The sequence below is a fragment of the Bradyrhizobium sp. HKCCYLS2038 genome (genome assembly GCF_051167655.1).
In the GTDB taxonomy this organism is placed as follows: domain Bacteria; phylum Pseudomonadota; class Alphaproteobacteria; order Rhizobiales; family Xanthobacteraceae; genus Bradyrhizobium.
The window spans coordinates 191,104-214,856 of record NZ_JBNPTM010000002.1 but is presented as its reverse complement, the minus strand read 5'-3'; the positions used below and the strand labels follow the sequence as shown (position 1 = coordinate 214,856).

Genomic DNA, 23,753 nt, shown 5'->3' with positions numbered 1-23,753 from the left:
GGGGAGGAAAGGGCGTCGTCCGCTTCCAAGGGTTGCGAGTCCCCCCGCAGCGGCGTAATTCCTTGCCATGACAGCCCCATCCAACACCCCGACCGCCGCCGCCACCGACACCTCCGTGGCCGCGCTCCACGACAAGATCCTGATCGTCGATTTCGGCAGCCAGGTCACGCAGCTGATCGCGCGCCGGGTGCGCGAGGACGGCGTGTATTGCGAGATCGTGCCGTTCCAGAAGGCGGAGGCCGCCTTCCGGCAGATGAACCCGAAGGCCGTGATCCTCTCCGGCGGCCCCGAATCCGTCCACGAGGAAGGCTCCCCGCGCGCCCCGCAGCTGATCTTCGATTCCGGCGTCCCGGTGATGGGCATCTGCTATGGCCAGATGACGATGGCCGCCCAGCTCGGCGGCACCGTCGAGGGCGGCCACCACCGCGAGTTCGGCCGCGCCGACGTCGAGGTCAAGACCAACAGCCTGCTGTTCGACGGCGTCTGGCAGCCGGGCGAGCAGCACCAGGTGTGGATGAGCCATGGTGACCGCATCACGCAGATGCCGCCGGGCTTCTCCGTCGCCGGCGTCTCGCCGAACGCGCCCTTCGCCGTGATCCAGGACGAGCAGCGCAAATATTACGGCCTGATGTTCCACCCCGAGGTGGTGCACACGCCGGATGGCGCAAAACTGATCCGCAATTTCGTCCGCAACATCGCCGGTCTCGGCGGCGACTGGACCATGCACGCCTTCCGCGAGGAAGAGATCAAGAAGATCCGCGCCCAAGTGGGCAAGGGCAAGGTGATCTGCGGCCTCTCCGGCGGCGTCGACTCCGCGGTGGCCGCGGTGCTGATCCACGAGGCGATCGGCGACCAGCTCACCTGCGTGTTCGTCGACCACGGCCTGCTCCGGCTCAACGAGGCCGAGACCGTCGTCGATCTCTTCAGGCACCACTACAACATCCCGCTGGTGCATGTGGACGCCTCAAAGCTGTTCCTCGGCGAGCTCGCAGGGGTCACCGACCCCGAAGCGAAGCGCAAGACCATCGGAAGACTCTTCATCGATGTGTTCGACGCCGAGGCGAAGAAGATCGGTGGCGCCGACTTCCTGGCGCAGGGCACGCTCTATCCCGACGTGATCGAGAGCGTCTCCTTCACCGGCGGCCCCTCGGTGACGATCAAGTCGCACCACAATGTCGGCGGCCTGCCGGCGCGCATGAACATGAAGCTGGTCGAGCCGTTGCGTGAGCTGTTCAAGGACGAGGTCCGCGTGCTCGGCCGCGAGCTCGGCCTTCCCGACGTGTTCGTCGGCCGCCACCCGTTCCCTGGCCCCGGCCTCGCCATCCGCTGCCCCGGCGAGATCACGACCGACAAGCTCGACATCCTGCGCAAAGCCGACGCCATCTACATCGACGAGATCCGCAAGGCCGGCCTCTACGACACCATCTGGCAGGCCTTCGCCGTGCTGCTCCCCGTCAAGACTGTCGGCGTCATGGGCGACGGCCGCACCTACGACTACGTCGTGGGCCTCCGCGCCGTCACGTCAACCGACGGCATGACGGCGGATTTCTATCCGTTCGACATGAAGTTCTTAGGGAACACGGCCACGCGCATCATCAACGAGGTGAAGGGCGTGAATCGGGTGGTCTACGACGTGACGAGCAAGCCGCCGGGGACGATTGAGTGGGAATAATTCGCGGCCAGCCAAAGCTAGCCGGATCTTCTCAAATCTACGCTCTAACTCCCTGAAGCGAAAAATAAAATCCGCCGGCACTTATCGTCGACTATCGGTGGGCCAAGGTCGCCTGTCCCGGACTGTTTGACGGCATCGGCTTCCTTATTCCCATCCCGTTTTGATCAATACCGTCAGCTCGAAATGAGCCCTGACGGTATTTTTTTTGGTCCAACCGATTGAAATAGCGTCGCTTTCCTTCAGATCCGCGGCCGAAAACGGCATGACGGTATCGAGCCCAGAAGGCGGACAAATGCTGACCGATGCTGCGCTTAAGCACCTGAGACCAAAAAAAATCCTACAAGGTGACCGATCGGGACGGCATGTACGTCCTCGTCAGTACGAAAGGCTCGATCTCCTTCCGGCTCGATTACAGGATGAACGGACGCAGAGAGACCATCACCTTCGGCAAATACGGTCTTGCCGACCTGTCGCTTGCGCGAGCAAGAGAGCTCTGCATCGACGCCAGGCGCGCCATCAAGGAGGGGCGGTCCCCAGCCATTGAAAAGCAGCGCGCCAAGCGGCGACTGATGGAAGCCAAGGCATTCGGAGAGTTCGGCGAGAAGTGGCTCTCGGCGGCTCCGATGGCGGACAGCACGCGGGCCATGCGCCGTTCAATCTTCGAGCGCGAGCTGCTGCCACCCTGGCGCAAGCGGCTGTTGTCCGAAATCACGCCGGACGATTTGCGAAAGCACTGTGCGGCCATCGTCGAGCGGGGCGCGCCGGCAACCGCCATTCACGTCCGCGACATCGTCAAGCAGATCTACGGCTTTGCCATTCTGCACGGCGAGAAGGTCGCCAATCCTGCAGATGACGTCGGGCCATCTTCGATCGCGCAGTTCGTCCCTCGCGATCGCTCGCTGTCGCCGTCAGAGATCCGCATCATGCTAAAGCAGCTGGAGCACGTTGCGACGCTCCCGACTATCCGGCTGGGCGTCAGGCTCTATCTTCTCTCCATGGTGCGGAAAAGCGAATTGCAGGACGCGACCTGGGACGAGGTGGACTTCGAGAATGCGGTCTGGACCATCCCGAAGGAGCGGATGAAGCGGTCGAAGGCGCACAATGTGTACCTCTCGCGGCAGATGCTCGATATCTTCATCGCGCTGAAGACCTGTGCCGGCAACTCGCGGTATGTGCTTCCATCTCGATATGATGCCGACAGCCCGATGTCGCGGGCGACCTTCAATCGTGTCACCACCGCGGTCGTCGAGCGCGCCCGGAAAGAGGGGCTGCCGCTCGAACACTTCACGGTCCACGACCTCAGGCGGACAGCGTCGACGCTGCTCAATGAGCTCGGCTTCAATAGCGATTGGATCGAGAAGTGCCTGGCGCACGAGGATGGTCGCTCGTCGCGCGGGGTCTACAACAAGGCTGAGTACGAGCTGCAGCGCCGGCACATGATGCAGGAGTGGTCGAACATCATCGACGCGTGGGTCGGAGGCCAGAAATACGCGCCAACCCTCATTCCGCCGTCGATGCCGATCTTCGAGCCCGATCCTGCCGTTTGACGGGCCGGCTTCTTCGCAGTTTCACGTCTGGATGCGGGGCGCGGGTGAGGGGAGCGCTCCGGCGCAGCAGAAGCCAGGCTTCGACCTCTGCCAGGTCCCACACGACGCAGCGAGAAGTGAGCGCGAAGCGACGTGGGAATTCGCCGCGCTGCTCCATCTCGTAAATCGTGCTGTCGGCGAGAGGAACCATTTCGCGGAGCTGATGCCGCCGGATTGTTCGTCTTAGTACCGTGCCTTCCCGGTGAGCCATGAGCGATCCCCTCTCTGCCAAACGCAGCAACTGAATTCGTTTCAACTCGAATGAACAGCGATACCTCTATCGGTGCAGCAATCGGAAGTGCCTGCCAACGAACGAAAGCAATCGGCTGCTCTAGCGGGTTCGAGGCGGGAGAATCACCGGACTTCATCGAACTCTGGACGCCATCCGATCGGATCTGCGATCGGTTGATTTCGGATTCATGCCAACCGGCCCCGTTGGTGCTGATCTTGAGCCGGGCTGGGGAACGTACCCTCGGCGATCTTGCGGTATATCGTCGACCGGGACAGCCCGGGCCTGGCCAGGACGGCCCTTATCCGGATAGTGCGGTCTGGTTCGCGCATGGCCTCGCTGCTTCTTGCTGGCTGTTCCTGACACCTTCTGAGAGTAGACAGGTCAACAGTTGCAGGTGGACAAGAGGATCTAGCACGTCGCAAGCGTGGAGTAGAGCCGGGGGCAAAAAGGATGGGTCAAATTCCGATGCTCCGGCCTCTGCCGAGATCGATGCCGTGAGTGAAGGCCAGATCCTGGCCAAGCCGGCGACCTGATTCAAACGCGATGCCGAGGTCGTTCTTGCGGCTGGCGAGGACGGATTCCAGCTGCGGATCCCGTTCGAGGCTTTTGACCATGTCGCCCATCGCTGCGCGCGTGGCTTTGTAGCCGGACATGTCACCGGCCTGATACTGGCGCTGGCTGGTCTGGCCGAGGTTCTGCCAGCGCTCCACGAAGCGATCGGCGCGGCGGCTCGGATCGGTGCGGAGTTCGGTCTCGAGCTGGAGTGCGCGGAGCGCGCGGCTGACCTGGCCGCCAGCCGCTTCGCGTGCCAGTTCCGGGGTCTTCCTGTAGGCGGCTTCGGCATCGTGCGGACCAAAGGGCCGCACCTCTTCGAAGGCCTGGCGAGCCGTCTGCAGCTCTTCGAGTTGCGCACGGTTGGCATTGCCGCTCGTCTCTTGCGCAGCGAAGATCGCATCCACGGCGCGGGCATGGCGCACCAGAGCCCGAGTCCGAACGCGACGCGCTTCCGCGTCGGGATCTTGCGCCACACTCCTTGCCGGTATGTCGGCTGCGCGCCGGTCTGCTGCCGTGCCGCTCGTCTCCCTTTCCGGCGATGCCTGCTCCGGCTTCCGTCCGCCATCCGGCTCGGGGGAATCAGCCGGCGAGCGAAGTCCATCGAACATGTCGCGCAGCTTTTCCGGGACGATCTTGCGCACGATCTCGGCCACGCGCTCGCGGAACGTGATGCCACGCCGTTCGGCATAGCTCTGGACCGGATCGGCATGCTCGTAATCCGAGGCCATATCCTTGGCGCGATCGCGCGATAGCGCCCGGGTGAGCCGATCAGGGCTGGAAAAATCGTCGCGGCCATAATGCAGGTCGACGCCGTCGCGGTGCCGCGAGAGGGCGACATAGCTGCTGTGGGCATCCATGCCGGGCGTCGCCAGCACATGGACGCGGTCGACCGTCATGCCCTGCGCCTTGTGGATCGTCGCGGCATAGCCATGGTCGATCCGGTTGTAATCCTTGAGATCGAACCGCACGGACCGGCCATCGTCGATCTGCACGGTCATGGATTGCGCGCTGACCTGCTCGATCGTCCCGAGCGTGCCGTTCTTGACGCCAAGCCCGCGCTCGTTCTGCAGGAACAAGACGCGGTCTCCGCGGGCAAATATTTTCGCACCGCGCTCGACCGTCACACGCACCTCGTCGCCGAGATCGCCGGCAGTCCGCATCCGCCCGCGCGCTGCCTCATTCAGCGCCCGCACCTCGTCGTTGGTGTGGGTGAGGATGATCCGGCTGCGATCGGGTGAGGCCTGCCGGTCGCCGTCCCAGCGCTCGATCAGATCGCCGCGCGCCTGCTCGCGACTCTCGGCCTCACGCACCATGCCGTGGGTGCGGTAGGCCTCCAGCGCATGGCCCACCTTGCCGGTCGCCAGATCGCGCGTGGCGTCGCGTTGCCAGTCCTCGCGCTGGCGGCGCACTTCGCCGATTTCGGCGCCCCCGTGACGCTCATGGATGGAGCGGAGGGCAGCACCCGCTTCGATGGCCTGCAGTTGTTGCGGATCACCGACCAGCACCACCTTGGCTCCAGCTTCGGCGGCATGAGACAACACGCGCTCGAGCTGCCGCGTTCCGACCATTCCTGCCTCGTCGATGACAAGTACATCGCGCGAATTGAGCAGATCACGGCCTTGCTCCCAGCCATGCTCCAGGCTGGCGATCGTGCGCGACGCAATGCCCGACCCACTCTGAAGATTGTCCGCAGCAATGCCGGACAGTGCCACGCCCTGGACCTCAAGGCCTGCCGCTTCCCAGGCCTCCCGCGCCACCCCCAGCATCGCGCTCTTTCCCGTCCCGGCATGGCCGACCACGACGCTGAGACCGCGTGCGTCCGTAACATGCGCGAGCGCTGCGGCCTGCTCGGACGACAGCACCAGGCCGCGCGCTTCCGCTCGCATCACAGCGTCTTGGCGAGCCGCGTCGCGGATCTCATGGCGCTCCCGGTCCGCCATCCGTTCAGCGGCCCGGTGCAGGCGCTGCTCCGCCTCGACCATCCCGCGGGCGGTGAACCGATCCTCGCCGCGGGCGTCCTTGCCGAGTTCGACCAGGTCGGGCGCTACCTGCATTGCGCCCGCCACCTGGTTGAACTGGTCGAGCCCGTCACTGTGCCGGTGCGCGAACTTTGCCAGATCGCGGCGGGTGAAGGTTGATTGCTGCTGGGTCATCGCATCCAACCCGAGGGCGGGATCGGCGATAATCCGCGCGCCGTTGCCGCGCGCGATCTTACGGTGCATATCGGCCCGATCGGCCTCAGACCCTTCGCCCGCAATGCCCCGGATCTCGATCCGTTTCGCCGGCGCGCCGATCTGGCTTTGCGCCTCCAGCGCAATGCCCTGTGCTTCCAGACTGCGATGGTCGATCCTGATGTCGATATCGAGCTCGGCCAGCCGCTCGTTGGCGATCTCGGCCCAGCGTTCGCGCCAGCGCTCGACCATCTCGTTGCGGTTCCAGTCCCGCGCCTTCTTACCAAAGCCGTTCTCGTCAACAGCCCGCATTGTCAGCATGACATGGGCGTGCGGCTTGGGCAGGCCGTCCTCGGCCCTGTCCCAATGCACATTGAGATCGGCGATCATGCCAAGACCGACGAACTCACCCTGAACGAAGTCCCGAGCCAGCTCGATGCCCTGTGCCTCGCTCAGCTCGCGCGGAAGGGCGAACTCGACCTCGCGGGCCAGCTGCGCGTCCTTGCGGACCTCGGACGCTTCCACATCGTTCCAGAGCCGCTCGCGGTCGCTCCAGGCCTCCGGCGCATTCTCCGGCAGCATCACCTCGGAATAGACGACGCCGCGCTTGCCGGAAAAATCCTGATCACAGCCGAGCCGCTCATCGCGCAGCCGCGAGCCCGAGCGGTACGCCGCTGAAGCCACCGCGCTGCTCCCGGCCTTCCGGCCAATGACCTTGATATGAAGATGATAGATCGCCATCGCGACAAAATCATCTACACGGCACAGCCGACGTCGAAACGACGTATAAGCGCGCCCTCCCTCGAAAAATCTCGGGAGGGATTACAGCATCTCAGGCCGTCCTGACGACCTTACAGCATTGTACCGCGGGCTCGACTATCATCTCTCCATCAACACCGATGGAGATGACGATGCGCAAGCCTAGAGATTTTGATGCTGAACTGAAGACACTTGAGGACAAGGCGCGCGAACTGAAAAGCCGCAAAGTGCAGCAGCTCGGCGAACTTGTCATCGCCACCGGGGCAGATGCGCTTAGCGCCAATGAACTGGCTGGTGCGCTGATCGTACTGGCCGAGACAAAGGAGGCCGGAAAGAGGGAGGCATGGGCCAGGCAAGGGGCCGTCTTCTTTCAGGGACGGTCGCGCCGTACTGCGCCGGCAGCTGATCGCAACGCTAGTGGCCCTTCGGCGCAACCGGACGGCGCGCAACAGGCATCAAACCGCAAGGGCGCGACATGACATGCGCACATGGCAAGTCGAGCGCCGCAAGCGGACCCGGCATCTCATCGAACTCGGCGGTCTCGTCGTTAGAGCGGGCATCGTGGACTTGACTGGCGATGACCGTGCCATGATCTACGGCGCGCTGCTTTGGATGGCTGCCAAGCTCCTAAGCGGTCAGGCCGAAGAGGCGCGAGCACTTTGGACGGCAAAGGGTAAGCAAGCGTTCGAGGCGGGTCCGGGGACTCACAACCAGACTGATCGAACTGGTCTGGCGGTTCGTCGTTGATGCACGACGATAGCAAATCGGGCACGTGACTACGTATCTGCAGTTGCGGGGCGTCCCCGCAGAAGGGGTCGACGGAGACCAAAGGCTCGGCTTTCCTCGTCGTTATTTGAAATGATCGGGACTATCGTAGTCCGCTACGATAGCGGCACTTCATCCAAACTTGCCGCTACAGGTCGTTGGTGCTGCAGTTTCGCCACGCGATTGCGAATGATCGCCGTGTTGATCGAGCGTAGAGAAACCCGTATCCCAGGACTCGCTCGCCTTCGCCGCCGGGTGATCGCACATCTCGGAAGATGGGATGGCTACTATGGAAAGCCCGGGCCGAAAACGATGCGCATCGGCCTCGAAGCCTTCGAGCGCATCAAATTCGGCACAGCACTCGGGTTGCACGATGTGTGAATCGGACAGCCCCGCGATTAGGGGGCGCCTCAAACGGCGTCGGATGCGCGCCGCGACGGCTCAGCCCGGGGGATGAACCAATTCCGCCGCCCGCTCGCGGCATAAATCTGCCGCAAGGCCGCAATCAGCCTCGATCTGATCATCATCATTATCGTGCTCTGCAGCGGCCTGTATCTGTGGGTTGCCGACGGTTGGGGCAGCCGTCGAAGGGTCGCGGTCGTCGTCGCAGCGGCCGCGCCGGCAACGGTGTCGCCATGAGATCCGCATCTGCAGAGTCTGCATCGTCGTCGCGCACGGCGCGGCTCCCGATCTAGCAGGTCTTTCGGGCGCCGCTCCTGATCGGCCTTGTCGCCATTGCAGGCCTCGCATTCGGGCTGCTCGGTGATGGTTCTCTGGGACCGTCTGTGCTGGCTCGGCCTTTCGGTGCCGATCCTGCTGTCTTTTTTTCATGGGCCGCGATAGAAGCTCGGCGCGAAGGGCGCGTCGCGGGACGCCACGACCGCAGCGGGGAGCGCCCCGCGTTGACACGACCTGTGCACGGGGCACGATCTTCAGAACAGATCTTGACGCGACCGGTCGATGGGTAGGGACTCGACGGCCGGTCCATGGGCGCGCTCACATGTGCGCGCGGATCGCCCACGCGTCGGCAGCCCTCTGTTATGACGATGCTGCCCTTTCGATCAGACCTGCCGATCACCTGAACATTGATCGTTACCAGCTGCAAGGCCATCGCCCGGCGTGACCCCGCAGCCGTTGCGCTTGTCGTGTGATCAGGGCCGCGCATTGGTCGACACGAACCGTGTCGGACAACAAACGGAAACGCGTCATCGCGCGATAAACATTTGATGATGCAACGTCGCTGAACTGTCAAAAATCCGCGCCTCGCTGTCTCGTTCACGGCGAAATTGAAGCGGATTTGAATCAAAACCTGTGATCTGATAGTCTGCAGCGAGCGTGGCAACAACTATCAATTCCGCTGAGTTGTGAATCGTTCTCTGCGATGATTGCGAAGTTTGTATCGTTGGTCGCGTCATCTGCAGGATCCACAGCGGTCCCATTGTAGTCTGCGCTTCTTTGGAAATCTTCGAAGAAGGCGCACCGGAAAAAATCCTGCCGCGGTGACAATCCCTTGCAGCTTGCGCGCTGACAAAACTGTCGTTCGTTAGACGGGTTCTACGTCGCGCGACGCCATCCTCCAATACCTGTGTGTTAGGAGCGCCGATGATCCAAGCTGGAACTTGGAATGATCGGGGTGTCGGAAATGATTTGTCGCGTGACGGATAGAGAACTTGGGTTGACGTTTTCATTGGGCCTGGTGAGCTCATTGGCGCTCACGCTGAGCGTCGGAGGCGTCCAGCAGGCCTTCGGTCAGACCAAGCTCCCGGACGTGACGGTCGATGCACCCAAGTCGAAGCCTCGCCCGACCAGTGGTCAGAGGACCCAGGCCACATCGACGCGAAGCACGCAGCGGCGTGTCGCCACCCGCAATCTGCCGCCGCGCGCTCCGGTGCCCTACACGACTCCGTCGACGGGCACGATCGGCGCGCCGCCGTCCCCCTATGCCGGCGGACAGGTGGCGACCGGCGGCGGGCTCGGGCTGCTCGGCAATCGCGGTGTGATGGACGCACCGTTCAACCAGACGAATTTCACGTCGCAATTGATCCAGAATCAGCAGGCGCGCACCATCCGCGACGTCCTGATCAATGATCCCTCAGTTCGCACGGTGCAGGCCGCTGGTGGCGGCGCCGATGGCCTGTTCATCCGCGGCTTCTCTTATGATAGCGGCGATTATGCCTTGAACGGCCTTGCCGGAATCGCACCGTATTACTCGACGGGAGCGAATTTCATCGAACGGGTCGAGTTGCTCAAGGGGCCGGCCGCTCTGCTCAATGGCATGACGGTTGGTGGAACCGGCTCGTCGAGCGGTGGAGCCGTCGGCGGCAGCGTCAATCTGATTACCAAGCACGCGTTGGATGCGGATATCACGCAACTGACCACGACTTACGTCTCGAAGTCGCAGTTCGGCGAACAGATCGACGTCGGCCGCCGCTTCGGCGAGCACAAGGAGTGGGGTGTCCGCTTCAACGGCGGCTACTCGAACGGCGATACGCCGTGGAACCGGCAAACGGACGAAATGGGCAATGCCCATCTTGCCGTTGACTACCATGGCGAGAATGTTCGCATCGATGCCGACGTTGGTTATCAGGCCGACAATCTGAGGCCGCCCTTGCGCTTCTTTGGCGTGGACACGTCGAGAGTCACCAGCATTCCAGCGCCGCCGGCCTCCGGGACCAATTTCCAGGTGCCGTGGGCCTATTACGTGCCGACAGATTTCTATTCCACGGTCAAAGGTGAGGTCGATCTGAGCGACAAGCTCACGGCCTATGCCTCGTTCGGCTATCACGACAGCAACATCAATTACCGATATCCGTCCCCGAACCTGATCAGCAACACCGGCAATATCTACGTCCCGAATCCTGGAACCGCGAGTGAGAGGTTCGAGACTCTAGCGGGCGAGGCGGGCATCCGCGCGACCGTGGATACGGGGCCGGTCAAGCACACGCTCAACCTGGGCTATTCCATTACGGACCGCACCTACGGCCAGCACCTCGTGACGGGGTCGGCGATCAGCTGGAACCTATATACCGAGCCGACCAGCGTTGCGATGCCTGCCTTCAGGACCCTGACGGATCAGATCATTGGGACGAATCTCTGGAGCATCGGTGTTTCTGACACGATGTCCATCCTCAACGAGCGGATCCAATTGACCGTGGGTGTCCGCCGTCAGACGGCTGGGACCGAAGTCACAAATCTGGTCACCCCGAGTGCCAGCCGCCCGTTCTCTGACACATCCGTCTGGACGCCGGCCTACGCGCTGGTCGTCAAGCCCGTCGAGCATGTTTCGCTCTACGCCAACTACATCGAAGGTCTTCAGACGCCGACGGTGGTTCCCGCGACCGGCTATACCAATTCCGGAACTGTGTTTCCTCCTGGACAGACCAAGCAGGTCGAGACCGGTATCAAGGTCGATTGGGGGCGCATCACGACAACAGTCAGCGCTTTCGACATCTCGAAGCCGAGCGTGATTACGACGGGGGCGGCTGGAGCGCTGACCCAGGTCATGAACGGCCTGCAGCGCAACACCGGCGCCGAGTTCAATGTCTTCGGCGAGGTGGTGCCCTCACTGCGGCTGCTTGGTGGCGTTGCCTATATCCATGGTGTGCAGGAACAGACGTCAGGTGGCGCGACCGATGGCAAGCGCGCAGTTGGCGTGCCCGAACTCACCGTGAATCTCGGCGCCGAATGGGATACGCCATTTGTTCGGGATCTCACCCTGACCGGGCGAGCGGTCTACACCGGGATGCAGTTTGTCGATCCCGCAAACAAGCTGTCCTTGCCGGATTGGACGCGATTCGACCTGGGGGCGCGCTACACGTTCACATCACCTTGGAACGGCAAGCCGATCGTGGTGCGGGCCAGCGTCGAGAACGTCTTCAACAAGGCGTATTGGGCCTCCGCCTATAGCGGCGTGATCACCCTGGGGGCGCCGCGCACTTATCTGATGTCGACGACCTTCAATTTCTGAGGCCGCGATACGAATCTTGAACGACGCGGCCGCCGCACGGCAGATGTGCGGCGGCCACCTTGTTTCGGTCACCTGGGTCTGATTGTCGTCAATCAAAGGTAAATTGATTAGTTTGTAGTGCGCAGAGATGCGCCGAATGCGGCACCAGCGAGTGACGCAGGGGTCTGTTATGACCGGCTGAGCGTCGTTAGTTCGTGCGGATTTTGGTCTTGCATCCCTATGTTGAGTCGTCGTCAGTGTGTCACCTTGGAGAGATTAAAAACTTTGATCGACGGTATCCTTTTGACTGTCATTCTCAACTGCATTACTCGTCGTTGTCAGCTGTCGCTTGTTAGTAGGAGTAACCGGGCATGATGGTCTTCGATCGGGATGACGTCACCTTCACCGTCGTCATGAATCACGAGGAGCAATATTCCATTTGGCCGACGTTCAAGAGCATCCCCAATGGGTGGACCGCGATCGGCGTGACCGGAAGCAAGAAGGAATGCCTCGATCACATTGAGCAGGTGTGGACCGACATGCGGCCGCTCTCGTTGCGCAAATTCATGGATGAGGGCGCGCGCGCGTCGGTCGAATCCTGACGCGGAGGCGTGGCGCGATGCGTCTCATCTGTTTGCCCTATGCCGGCGGGAGCGCGACGGTCTATGCGCGCTGGAGGCGGCTGCTGCCGTCCTGGATCGACGTGGTGCCGCTGGAGCTGCCGGGGCGCGGCGTGCGGATGGATGAGCCGTTGTGCACGGATCCGCTCGCATTGGCCGATCAGCTCGCATCCGAGCTGGTTGGCGAGCGGCTGGCGGGCCCCTATGTCCTGTTCGGCCACAGCCTCGGTGGGCTCATCGCATTCGAGGTTGCGCACAGGCTGGTTGCGCTCGGTGCCCCGGCGCCGCGAATGCTGATCGTGTCCGGGACCGAGGCGCCGGCGATGCGGGATGACGATCGCTGGCGCGAGCCGCTGGACGACGCAGCCTTGCGCGACGAGCTCCTGAGGCTGAATGGCACTCCGCCCGATGCCCTGGACAGCATGGAGATCATGCGCACCGCCTTGCCGGTGCTGCGCGCCGACTTCCTGATGTGCGGGAGCTACGCCTATCGGCATCGGCAGCCCTTGCCGTGTCCGATTCAGGTGTTAGGTGGTGATCGCGACGACACCCGTGCTGAAGCCTTGGAGGGCTGGCGTCATGAGACGTCAGCCGCATTCGGCCTCGACATGCTGGCGGGGGATCACTTCTTCATTCACGCGCAGCAGGCCGATCTGCTGAGGCTGATCGCTACCTTGCTGGCGCGCCAGGCCTGGCCGGAGCTTGCAAGTGTGAGCGCGTGAGCATCACGCGCAGCTGACGAGAGTCGGCCCGTGCTGGGCCGGCGAACCGACTCTGGGACCAAAGCGGACCCTGGGACCAAACCGGACTCTTGGACTGAATCGACGGGAGATGAGGAAACATCATGCTCAAGATGCAACCTAAGATTGAACAAGGGTCTCTGCCGTTCCTCCTGCGGGCCAGCCGGAAACAGGAGCCGCTGACAGAGGCGGTCGGTGAGGTGCGCGACATGATCGAGCGGCAGCTGCTGGTCTGCGGCGGGATCCTGTTTCGCGACTTCCAGGTCGACGGCGCCGAGGGATTCAGAAGCTTTGCGGCGGGCTTCGGCTATCCGCTGCTCGCCTACGAGTTCGGTTCGACGCCCCGGTCGAAGGTCAGCTCCGGTGTCTACACCTCGACCGAGTACCCGCCGCATCAGAGCATTCCGCTGCACAACGAGCAGGCCTATACGCGCGACTGGCCGATGAAGATCTGGTTCTACTGCCAGCAGGCGGCCCAGCAGGGCGGCGAGACGCCGATTGCCGACAGCAGGCTGATCTTCCGCGACATGCCCGCGGCGATCCGCAGCCGGTTTGCCGAGAAGGGCGTCATGTATGTCCGCAACTATGGCAGCGGTCTCGACGTGGACTGGCGCCAGGTGTTCGGCACCGAGTCCAAGGCCGAGGTCGAGGCTTATTGTGCGGCCCACGCGATCGTCTGCGAATGGAAGGACGGCGACGAGCTGAGGACGCGGCAGGTCTGCCAGGGCACCGCGGTGCATCCGGTCACCGGAGACGCCGTCTGGTTCAACCAGGCGCATCTGTTTCATGTGTCCAGCCTGGCGCCAGATGTGCGCGAGAGCCTGCTCGACATCGTCGGCGATCCGCAGGAGCTGCCGCGCAACGCCTTCTATGGCGACGGCACCCCGATCGAGGACGAGACGCTCGCCGCGGTGCGCAGCGTGCTCGACCGGCACAAGATCATGTTTCCCTGGCAGACGGGGGATGTCGTGATGCTCGACAACATGCTGACGGCGCATGCGCGCGAGCCGTTCAAGGGCCCGCGCAAGGTGATCGTGGCGATGGCGCAAGCCCATCGGCTGCACTGAGCAGGCACCCTGCCGCTTGTCGAATGCCCCCCTTACATCGGATATCCTGACGATGCCGACAGATACTCTCGTTGAACGCCTGCGTCAGCATGCAGCCTTGCGCGCCGACCACCCGGCGCTGCGCTTCATCGAAGGCGATGACGTCGTCGAAGAGCTCACATTTTCAGCTCTCGACCGGCGAATTCGTGCGCTCGCCGCGCATCTGCAGGAGATCGCCGTTACAGGCGACCGCGCCGTCATCCTGCTGCCGAGCTGTCTGGACTACGCGGTTGCGTTCTATGCGTGTTTGTATGCCGGTGTGATTGCCGTCCCGGCCTATCCGCCGGAAAGCGGCAAGCAGCGCTACAGCAGCAGGCTTGACGGGATCAGACGCGACGCCGCCCCGCGCATCGTCCTCACCCAGGAGCGGCTTCGCGATCTCGTGACCTCGACCGTTGGCGAGACCTCCGCCCATGTTCTCGCCGTCGACGCCCTGCCGGTCGATGCGGCCTCGTCCTGGCGCGAGCCCGATCTGAAGCGCGAGACGATTGCCTTTCTTCAATATACGTCCGGCTCGACCTCGAAGCCGAAGGGCGTGTGCGTCACCCACGGCAATCTCGTCGCCAACGAAATCGCGATGGAGGCGGTTCTGGCGGGCACCAGGGACGACGTGTTCGTCAGCTGGCTGCCGCTATTCCATGACATGGGCCTGATGGGCGGATTGCTGAATCCGCTATTCACCGGCTTTACCGCGGTTTTGATGTCGCCGCGCAATTTTCTCGAGCAGCCGCGGCGCTGGCTTGATGCCATTCACCGCCACGGTGGCACCTGCAGCGGCGGACCCGACTTCGCATTCGCGCTGTGCGCGGACCGCGTCTCGGACGAGGCCCTGGCGCGCCTGGATCTCAGCCGCTGGCGGTTCGCCTTCTCCGGCTCGGAATTCGTTCGTTGCACGACGCTCGACCGCTTTGCCGAGCGATTTCGCCCGGCCGGATTCAATTCCCGTGCGCTCACTCCCTGCTACGGCCTTGCCGAGGCGACCCTGCTGGTGACAGCGGGCGACCGCAACAGCCAGGCCGTCTGTTACACACTTGATCCGGCGGCTCTCGGCGGCGGACGCGTCGCGGAGGCCGGCGACGGCACCGACCTGATGGCGTGTGGCCCGGTGGCCGACGGCCATGCGGTGCGCATCATGCGGCCCGATGCGTCGTCCGAGGCTGATGCCGACGAGATCGGCGAGATCTGGGTCGCCGGGCCAAGCGTGGCGGCCGGCTACTGGAAGAACAAGAGGGCGACGCAGCAGACATTCGTTGAACGGGATGGCGCGCGCTGGCTGCGGACCGGTGATCTCGGTTTCCTCCGCAAAGGCGACCTGGTCGTCACCGGCCGGCTCAAGGATCTGCTGATCGTTCGCGGCCAGAACATCTACCCGTTCGACCTCGAGCAGGCGATCGAAACCGAGGTGGCTTCGGTCCGCAAGGGACGCGTCGCCGCCTTTCCGGTCGACAGCGACTGCACCGAAGGCATCGGCATTGCCGCGGAGTTCAGCAGGGCCGTGCTGCGACGGACACCATCGGATGTGCTGATCAAGGCGATCAGCGAGGCCGTGATGGGGCAGACTCAGGAATATCCGGCCGTCGTCGTGCTGCTCAATCCGCAGGGCATGCCGCTTACCACCAGCGGCAAGCTGCAGCGATCGGCGTGTCGTGCCGGCTGGGCAGCAGGCACGCTCGACAGCTTCACGGTGTTCGAACGATCGCGCCAGATGCCTGCGACGGCATCGTTGCCGGCGTCCGAACCGGTGACAGAGACCGAGCGCCGTCTCGCTCTCATCTGGCAGGACGCTCTTGGTGTCGCCAAGGTGGACCGCGACGACGATTTCTTCATGCTGGGCGGCAACTCGATCGGGGCCGCCCAGATTGCGGGGATGGTGCGTGAACGCCTCAGTGTCGAGCTCGATCTCCGCAGCTTCTTCGATGCGCCCACGCTCGCCGCGCTTGCTGCCAGGCTGGATGCCGCAAGCAGCGGCGCCAGAGTGCTGCCGCCGCTGCGGCCAGCAGCGCCTGCCGAGCGCGCGCTGCTGTCGCCGGCGCAGGAGCGGCTGTGGTTCCTGTGGAGCATGGACCCGTCCAGCACCGCCTACACGATCGCCTGCGCCGTGACGTTGAAGGGGCCGCTCGACCAGACCCGGCTGGTCCAGGCTCTGACGGAGATCGTCGCGGGCCATGAGTCGCTGCGCACCACCTTCGCCGCACAGGAGGGCAGCGCCAGGCAGGTGGTTCATGCGGCTCTCGATGTGCCGGTGGCCATCGCGGATCTGCGCCGGGTGCCCCGCGCCGAGCGTGCGCTGCGGGCCGCGGCCCGCACGCGAGACGAGCTGGCGCAGCCGTTCGACCTGGTCAATGGCCCGTTGCTGCGCGTCGTGCTGATGCAGCTCGGCGACGACAGCCACGAGCTGCTGCTGGTTGCGCATCACATCGTCGCAGATGGTCTCTCGCTCGACATCCTGCTGACTGAGATCACCGCGCTCTATGATGCAAATACGCGCGGTGGACCGGCGTTGCCGGCGCCATCAGCCATCCAATATGCCGATTACGCCGCGTGGCAGCGGCACTGGCTTGGCGGTCCCGAAGCCGGCGAGCAGCTCGCCTATTGGCGCAGCCGGCTCGGCGACACCGACATGCCGCTGATGCTGCCGTTCGACCGTCCGCGTCCGCTGCTCCAGAGCTATCGCGGCGACACCATCCATGTGGCGATCGCTCCCGATCTGGCGTCGCGATTGCGGAAGCTGGCGCTCCACCAGCGCGTCAGCCCGTTCATGCTGCTGCTTGCCGCCTGGCAGCTGCTGCTGTTCCGTTACTCCGGTCGTTCGGACCTGCGCATCGGCGTGCCGGTTGCGGGGCGCCGTCACGCCGCGCTGACCTCCTTGATCGGCTGCTTCGTCAACACGCTGGTGCTCCGCGGCGACCTTGCCGCCGACATGAGCTTTGCCGAGCTGCTGGCACAGGCGCGGGACAATGTGGTGTCCGGGCTTGCCCACCAGGATCTGCCGTTCGATCGGCTGGTCGAGGCGCTGAAGCCTGCCCGCTCCAGCGGACATAATCCGCTGTTTCAGGTCAAGTTCAACTACATGACAGCGCCGCGCGGCTTTGCGGCCGCAGACGGTCTGCGCGGCGAGGCGCGCATCATCGACCTCGCCGGATCGCATTTCGACCTGGCGCTCGATATCATCGATGGCGCCGACGCCATGTCGGCCAGTCTCAATTACGCGACCGATCTGTTCGATGCGGCAACGATCGCGCGCATCGGAGACCAGTTCATTGGTTTCCTGCAGCAGATCGCCGAGCGCGTCGACCGGCCGCTGGCCGACTTCACTCTCGCGCCTGACGTCCGCCAGGTCGTGGCCGCCGAGATCAGGGATTTCGCCTGCACCGATATTCTCAGCCTGATCCGCGGGGCCTTCGTCGGTCGCAGCGATCAAGTCGCGCTGCGTCAGGGCCGCGCAGCGGTCAGCGTCGGCGCGCTGGAGCAGTGGTCGGATCGCATCGCGCGCGCCCTCGCGGCGCGCGGAGTGGGTCAGGAAACGCCGGTCGCGCTGTGGATCGAGCGCTCTCCGGCTTTCGTCGCGGCGCTGCTCGGCGTGCTCAAGGCAGGCGGCGCCTATGTGCCGCTCGACCCGGCATGGCCCGTCGCGCGCCTCGACCGGATCGTTCGCGACGGCGACATCCGGATCCTGCTGGCGACCGGCGACCGCCTCGCGGCGACCCATCCGCTGCCGTGCGAGGTTCTCGACCCCGAGCGGCTCGGCGACGACACAGCCAGCGTGGTCGTTCCCCCGGCGGTTCATCCGGCGCAGACCGCCTACATCATCTACACGTCCGGCTCGACCGGCGCCCCCAAGGGCGTCGCGGTGTCGCATGGCGCGCTCGCGAACTACGTCCAGGCGTTGCTGTCACGGCTGCAGCCCAGGGCGGGCGCCAGCATGGCGATGGTCTCGACCGTCGCCGCCGACCTTGGCCACACCGTGCTGTTCGGTGCGCTCGCGAGCGGCGCGACTTTGAATCTGCTCGCACCGGAGGCTGCCTTCGATGCCGACAGCTTCGCGCGAGCGATGCGCGAGGGCGAGGTCGATATCCTAAAGATCGTGCCGAGCCATTTGCGCGGCCTGCTGCGCGCACAACGCTCCGCCGACATGCTGCCGCGTGACGTGCTGGTGGTCGGCGGCGAGGCCTGCGACGCGGCCCTGATCGCAGAGGTGCGCGCGCTGCGTCCGTCCTGCCGGATCATCAACCATTACGGCCCGACCGAGACCACGGTGGGCGTCCTGACCCATGAATGGTCGGAGGCAGCCGCCGAGGGGATCGTTCCCGTCGGACTGCCGCTGCCGAACCTGCGCGCCTACGTGCTGGACGATGCGCTGAACGAGGTTCCGCGCGGCGTCGCCGGCGAGCTCTATCTGGGTGGCGCCGGCCTGGCGCGCGGCTATCGAAATGCTCCTGGCCAGACCGCCGAACGCTTCGTCCCCGATCCGTTCGGCGCAGCCGGCGAGCGCCTCTACCGCAGCGGTGACCGCGTCCGCTGTGACCAGGCAGGCCGCATCGTCTTCCTCGGCCGGCGCGACGATCAGGTCAAGCTGCGCGGCTACCGCGTGGAGACTGCCGAGATCGCGCGCGCGATCATCGCGCAGAATGACATTGCCGATGCCGCCGTCGTCGTGCGCGCCTTCGATGCCGATCAGGAGCGGCAGGAGCTGGTCGCCTATTGCGTCGCATCGGCCGGCACGACCGTGACGCCGGACGCCTTGCGCGAGCGGCTGTCGGCGCTGCTGCCGGACTACATGGTGCCGTCACGCATCGTGATGCTCGACCGCCTGCCGCTGACGCCGAACGGCAAGCTCGATCGCGCCGCGCTGCCGCAGCCGGACGACGAGACTGTTGCCGCCTATGCCGCCCCCGTTGGAGAGGTCGAGCAGGCGATCGCGGCGGTCTGGCAGCAGGTGCTCGGCCGCGAGCGCATCGGCCGCAACGATAATTTCTTTGAGCTTGGCGGCGATTCCATTCTCAGCCTGCAGATCATCGCACGGCTGCGCAAGCGCGGCGTCGTCCTGACGCCGAAGCAGATGTTTGCGCAGCAGACGATAGCGGCCCAGGCCGGTGTGGTTGCGACCACCTCCGCACCGGGCAGGCCGCCGGCAGCAACCCCCGGCGTCGTGAACGCCGGCGCCGTGGGGATGCTGCCAATCCAATTGCGGTTCTTCAGCGAGGCGATCGCAACCCGCGATCATTTCAATCAGGCGGTGCTGCTGATCCCGCGCGATCGCGTGGCGTGGGATGTGATGCAGCGTGCGCTGGTGGCCGTAGTGATGCATCACGACGCGCTCCGCATGACCTACCGCCAGGTGAAGGGCGAGTGGCAGGCGGCCCTGGCAGATGGGCCGGTCGCATCCGATCTGCTCTGGATCCGCAGCGGGGTTCAGCCCGACGAGATCGCGGCGATCGCCGCATCGGCACAGGCGAGCCTGTCGCTGGCATCCGGAACGCTGCTGCGTGCGGTCGGGTTCGACCTCGCAGACGGGAGCCAGCGGCTGCTGATCGCCATCCATCATCTCGCCGTCGATGGCGTATCCTGGCGCATTCTGCTGGAGGACATCGCATCCGCCTGCGCACAGCTTGCGAGCGGTGTGACGGAGGTCGGCCTGCCGGCGAAGACCGAGGCGCCTGCCGTGTGGGCGCAGCGGCTCGCCCAGCTGGCAAGCTCCGAGCAGCTGATCGCGCAGCTGCCGTTCTGGTCGGCCTCGTCAGGCGGTGCCGATCTGCACTGCGACGACGATCATGGCGGTGTCGATGTCGAGGCCGACGCTGACGAGGTGGTGCTGAGCGTCGATGCCGGGCTGACGGCGCAACTGCTCGACGGCGCACCTAGCGCGTACCGCACCCAGATCAACGACCTGCTGCTCGCGACGCTGTCGCGCGCGATATGGAGCTGGTGCGGCCGCGACGGCATCGTGGTCGAGCTCGAGGGCCATGGCCGCGAGGACGTGGTTGCCGACGCCGATATCACGCGCACGGTCGGCTGGTTCACGAGCGCATTCCCCGTTCGTCTCGATGGCGGTGCTGCTGCGGATGCTGCGCTAATCACCCGCGTCAAGGAGACCTTGCGGGCGGTGCCTGATCGCGGCCTCGGCTATGGCGTGTTGCGCTATCTCGGCACAGCGGAGCAGCGTGACGCGCTCGCGCAGCTTCCGAAACCGCGGATCGTCTTCAACTATCTCGGCCGCTTCGACGCGGAGCTCGGCGCGACCGCCGCCTACCGGATGGCGCCGGAATCGACTGGGCCGATGCGCGCGGCTGACACGCCGTTGCGGGCATGGCTCACCATCAATGGCGAGGTGCGCGATGGCCAGCTCCGGCTCGCCTTCCGCTACGACCGCCGGCGCTATCGGCGCGCCACCGTGGAGTGCCTCGCCACGCTGTATGGTGAGGCCCTGCGCAGCCTGGTCGATCATTGCCTAGCGAGCGCCGGCGCTCTCACCCCGTCGGATGTTCCGCTGTCGGGGCTCGATCAGGCGGCGCTCGATCGGCTCTGTGCAACGATCGATGCGCGGCGCATCGAAGACATCTATCCGTTGTCGCCGATGCAGGAAGGTATGCTGTTCCATGCCATCCGGGACGGCAAGGACGATGCCTATGTCAATCAGCTCGCGGTCGAGCTCCACGGCGTGACGCCGGCGCGGCTGCGCGAGGCGTGGCAGGCGGTGAGCGCGCGGCATGCGGCGCTGCGGACCGGTTTCGTCTGGCAGGTGCTGTCAGGCGCGGCGCAGCAGATCGTGTATCGTAGCCTCGATATTCCCATCGTCGAACAGGATTGGCGCGGCCGGACACTGCAGCGGGACGGCGAGCTCGATGCTGCGCTGGCAGAGGCCGCGGAGCAGGAGCGCGCGCTCGGTTTCGACGTCACGCAGCCGCCCTTGCAGCGGCTCCGGCTGATCCGGCTCGACGACGATCGGGTCTGGCTGATCTGGACGCATCATCACATCGTGCTCGACGGCTGGAGCTCGGCCCGGCTGCTGGCGGATGTTCTCAAGTGGATCGGCGGAGGCCTGACGTCCCAGCCGACCGGACTCTATCGCGACTACATCGGCTGGCTGCAGACGCGCGACCAAAACGCCGCGGCCGATTTCTGGCGCCAGACATTGCAGGGCCTGCGCGAGCCGACGCGCATTGCGGATGCGCTGCGTACTGAAGGCGCGAGAGCGACGGCCTCGGGCCACGGCCGGCTGACGCTGGTGCTGGACGGCGATTTCACAGCGCATCTGCGGCGGTTCGCGACCCAGCAGCGGATCACGTTGAACACGCTGCTGCAGGGCGCATGGGCGCAGGCGTTGCGGCAGCTCACTGGACAGGACGCGGTATGCTTCGGCGTCACCGTCGCGGGACGCCCCGCCGAACTCAGCGGGGCCGAGGACGTCGTCGGGCTGTTCATCAATACGCTGCCGCTGGTCGACGGATCGCAGCCGCAGCGCGAGACCGGGGACTGGCTCCGCGGCCTGCAGGCACAGAACGTCGCGGCGCGGGACTATGAGTGGATGCCGCTGCACGAGATCCAGCGCCTCGCGGTCGAGGGCAGACAGTCGCTGTTCGACAGCATCATGGTGTTCGAGAACTATCCGCTCGATCACGCGCTGACGCATCAGGAAGGCGAAGGCTTGCGCGTCGGCAAGGTTGAGCACGTGACCCCGACCAACTATCCGGTCGCGATCGCCGCGTTCGACGGGGTCGGTGGGCTGCGGCTCGACTTCAACTATGATCGTGCGCAGCTGGATGAGAGCATTGTTCGGCGGCTGAGCGTAGCCCTGAGAGACTGGCTGGCGCAGATTTCGGCCGATGGCCGGCGTCCGACGGGCGCACTGCAGACGGTCAGCGGCGATTCGCTCGCGCGCCTGTTGCGCTGGAGCCGGGCTGCGGAGCTCGGCGCCAGCGATGCGCTCGATGTGGTGGCGCAGGTCGAGGCGCAGGCATCTGCAGCTCCTGACGTCGTGGCCATCACCAGCACCGACGGCCGGATGAGCTATGGCGAGCTGAATGCGCGTGCGAACCGGCTGGCGCGGCGTCTCAGGGCGCACGGCATCGGAGCCGATGCCGTCGTGGGCCTCGCAATCGAGCGCGGGCCGATGATGGTGGTCGCCCTGCTTGCCGTGCTGAAGGCCGGCGGAGCCTATCTGCCGCTCGATCCGGATTATCCGACCGAGCGCCTCGCACACATGCTGCGTGACAGCGGCGCGAGGCTGCTGCTGACGCAGGCAAGCCTGCATGATCGGTTCGCAGCGGCCCTGACGGAGCTCGGTGCGGCGGCCTGGCTGCTCGATGGCGAGATAGCAGATCCGGCAGAGCACAGCGGCAATCTCGGCATTGCCGTTCATCCGGAGACGCTCGCCTACGTGATCTACACCTCCGGCTCGACCGGACTGCCGAAGGGCGTCATGGTGCGGCATGGTGCGCTGACGAACTTCCTGGCGACGATGGCGGAGCAGCCAGGCATCTCGTCCGATGACCGCGTGCTCGGACTGACCTCGCTGTCGTTCGACATCGCGGTTCTGGAGCTGTGGCTGCCGCTGGCGCACGGCGCCGAGATCGTGCTGGCCGACCGCGCGCTGGCACGCGATCCGGAGGCGCTGAAGGCGTTCATCGCCCGGCACCGTGTCACCATGATCCAGGCGACGCCGTCGAGCTGGCGGATGCTGCTCGATCACGCGGCTGACGAGTCGTGGCTGCCGTGGGGCTGCCGCGTGCTGGCCGGCGGCGAGGCGCTGCCGCCGGATCTTGCGCAGCGCCTGGTGGCGTCGGGGCGCGATGTCTGGAACATGTACGGGCCGACCGAGACCACGGTGTGGTCGGCGCGGCATCGGCTCGATGCCGATCATCCGACGCCGCTGCTCGGCGGTCCGATCGGCAACACGGCGCTTTACGTGCTCGACGCCAATCTCAACCTCGCGCCGGTCGGGGTGGCCGGCGAGCTCTTCATCGGCGGCGAGGGGCTGGCGCGTGGCTATTGGCGCCGTGCCGGACTGAGTGCGGAGCGGTTCATTCCAGATCCTTTCCATGATGCGGGCGCGCGCCTGTACCGGACTGGCGATGTCATGCGCTGGCGCTCCGACGGCGTGCTCGACTATGTCGGCCGCGCCGACCATCAGGTGAAGATCCGCGGCCACCGCATCGAGCTCGGCGAGATCGAGGCGCGGCTGCAGCAGCTGCGCGGTGTCCGCGCCAGCGTGGTGGTGGCCCAGGAGCAGGGCGCCGGACCGCAACTCGTCGGCTATGTCTGCGGCGAGGATGGGCTCGATGGCGCCGGCCTGCGCAGCGCGCTGGCCGAGGTGCTGCCGGACTACATGGTGCCGGCCCGCGTGCTGGTGCTGCCGCAACTGCCGCTGACGCCGAACGGCAAGATCGACCGAGGCAAGCTTCCGCTGCTCTCCCAGGCTGAAGCCGTGCGGAATGGATTAGAAGCGCCGGTCGGCGAGATCGAGATCACTCTGGCTCGGATCTGGACAGAGCTGCTCGGGGTGAGCCGCGTCAGTCGCCGCGACCGCTTCTTCGAGCTCGGCGGTCACTCGCTGCTGGCAGTTCGTCTGGTGAGCCGCATCACGCAAGAGTTCGGCATCTCG

General features: G+C 65.0%; 12 protein-coding genes and 2 pseudogenes (1 of these 14 running past the window's edge). 10 read left to right on the top strand and 4 right to left on the bottom strand.

The annotated features are described in order from the left end of the window. The first annotated feature begins 67 nt into the window (after positions 1-67). Together guaA and ACQR1I_RS10060 are read left to right on the top strand one after the other, a co-directional pair. Entirely contained in the window at positions 68-1,672 is a 1,605-nt protein-coding gene (gene guaA, locus ACQR1I_RS10065) for a glutamine-hydrolyzing GMP synthase (RefSeq protein WP_434864461.1), read from the top strand. Positions 1,673-1,964: 292 nt separating this feature from the next. Beyond that, a pseudogene (locus ACQR1I_RS10060) lies at positions 1,965-3,219 on the top strand (tyrosine-type recombinase/integrase). Here the strand turns inward: ACQR1I_RS10060 and ACQR1I_RS10055 are convergent. The 3 genes and pseudogenes from ACQR1I_RS10055 to traA all read right to left on the bottom strand — a co-directional run bounded on the left by ACQR1I_RS10055 (position 3,173) and on the right by traA (position 6,957). Continuing rightward, positions 3,173-3,469 (bottom strand): helix-turn-helix transcriptional regulator, encoded by a 297-nt coding sequence (locus tag ACQR1I_RS10055; RefSeq protein WP_434864460.1) that lies wholly within the window; start codon positions 3,467-3,469, stop codon positions 3,173-3,175. The pseudogene ACQR1I_RS10060 and the gene ACQR1I_RS10055 overlap by 47 nt on opposite strands. Positions 3,470-3,612: 143 nt before the next feature. Further along, positions 3,613-3,819: pseudogene (locus ACQR1I_RS10050) on the bottom strand (helix-turn-helix transcriptional regulator). 126 nt (positions 3,820-3,945) lie between these two features. Further along, positions 3,946-6,957 (bottom strand): Ti-type conjugative transfer relaxase TraA, encoded by a 3,012-nt coding sequence (gene traA, locus ACQR1I_RS10045; RefSeq protein WP_434864459.1) that lies wholly within the window; start codon positions 6,955-6,957, stop codon positions 3,946-3,948. Positions 6,958-7,127: 170 nt separating this feature from the next. Here traA and ACQR1I_RS10040 point away from each other — a divergent pair, with 170 nt between their 5' ends. From ACQR1I_RS10040 to ACQR1I_RS10030, 3 genes are all read left to right on the top strand, one after another. Continuing rightward, positions 7,128-7,454 carry a conjugal transfer protein TraD gene (locus ACQR1I_RS10040; RefSeq protein WP_434864458.1) on the top strand — a complete coding sequence of 109 codons (327 nt, stop codon included), beginning with the start codon at positions 7,128-7,130 and terminating at the stop codon, positions 7,452-7,454. A gap of 1 nt (position 7,455) precedes the next feature. Continuing rightward, a complete protein-coding gene (locus tag ACQR1I_RS10035) occupies positions 7,456-7,722 on the top strand; it encodes a conjugal transfer protein TraD (RefSeq protein ID WP_434864457.1) in 267 nt (88 codons plus the stop codon). A gap of 207 nt (positions 7,723-7,929) precedes the next feature. After that, a complete protein-coding gene (locus ACQR1I_RS10030; protein ID WP_434864456.1) occupies positions 7,930-8,121 on the top strand; it encodes a hypothetical protein in 192 nt (63 codons plus the stop codon). 824 nt (positions 8,122-8,945) lie between these two features. On the opposite strand, the gene ACQR1I_RS10025 is transcribed toward ACQR1I_RS10030, so the two are convergent. Continuing rightward, positions 8,946-9,446 carry a hypothetical protein gene (locus ACQR1I_RS10025; RefSeq protein WP_434888733.1) on the bottom strand — a complete coding sequence of 167 codons (501 nt, stop codon included), beginning with the start codon at positions 9,444-9,446 and terminating at the stop codon, positions 8,946-8,948. On the opposite strand from ACQR1I_RS10025, the gene ACQR1I_RS10020 reads away from it, so the two are divergent. From ACQR1I_RS10020 to ACQR1I_RS10000, 5 genes are all read left to right on the top strand, one after another. After that, on the top strand, positions 9,383-11,707 hold the full coding sequence (locus ACQR1I_RS10020) for a TonB-dependent receptor (RefSeq protein ID WP_434865113.1): 2,325 nt from the start codon (positions 9,383-9,385) through the stop codon (positions 11,705-11,707). The two genes, ACQR1I_RS10025 and ACQR1I_RS10020, sit on opposite strands and share 64 nt — an antisense overlap. 350 nt (positions 11,708-12,057) lie before the next feature. After that, entirely contained in the window at positions 12,058-12,288 is a 231-nt protein-coding gene (locus tag ACQR1I_RS10015) for an MbtH family protein (RefSeq protein ID WP_434864455.1), read from the top strand. Between the two features lie 17 nt (positions 12,289-12,305). Continuing rightward, positions 12,306-13,028, top strand: a complete 723-nt coding sequence (locus ACQR1I_RS10010; RefSeq protein ID WP_434864454.1) for a thioesterase II family protein — start codon at positions 12,306-12,308, stop codon at positions 13,026-13,028. Between the two features lie 122 nt (positions 13,029-13,150). Then, on the top strand, positions 13,151-14,113 hold the full coding sequence (locus ACQR1I_RS10005; RefSeq protein ID WP_434864453.1) for a TauD/TfdA family dioxygenase: 963 nt from the start codon (positions 13,151-13,153) through the stop codon (positions 14,111-14,113). 52 nt (positions 14,114-14,165) lie between these two features. Next, on the top strand, positions 14,166-23,753 hold the 5' portion of the coding sequence (locus ACQR1I_RS10000) for an amino acid adenylation domain-containing protein (RefSeq protein WP_434864452.1). The gene runs 126 nt beyond the window's last position; 9,588 of the gene's 9,714 nt are visible here — the first part of the coding sequence; the start codon lies at positions 14,166-14,168; its stop codon lies beyond the right edge, outside the window.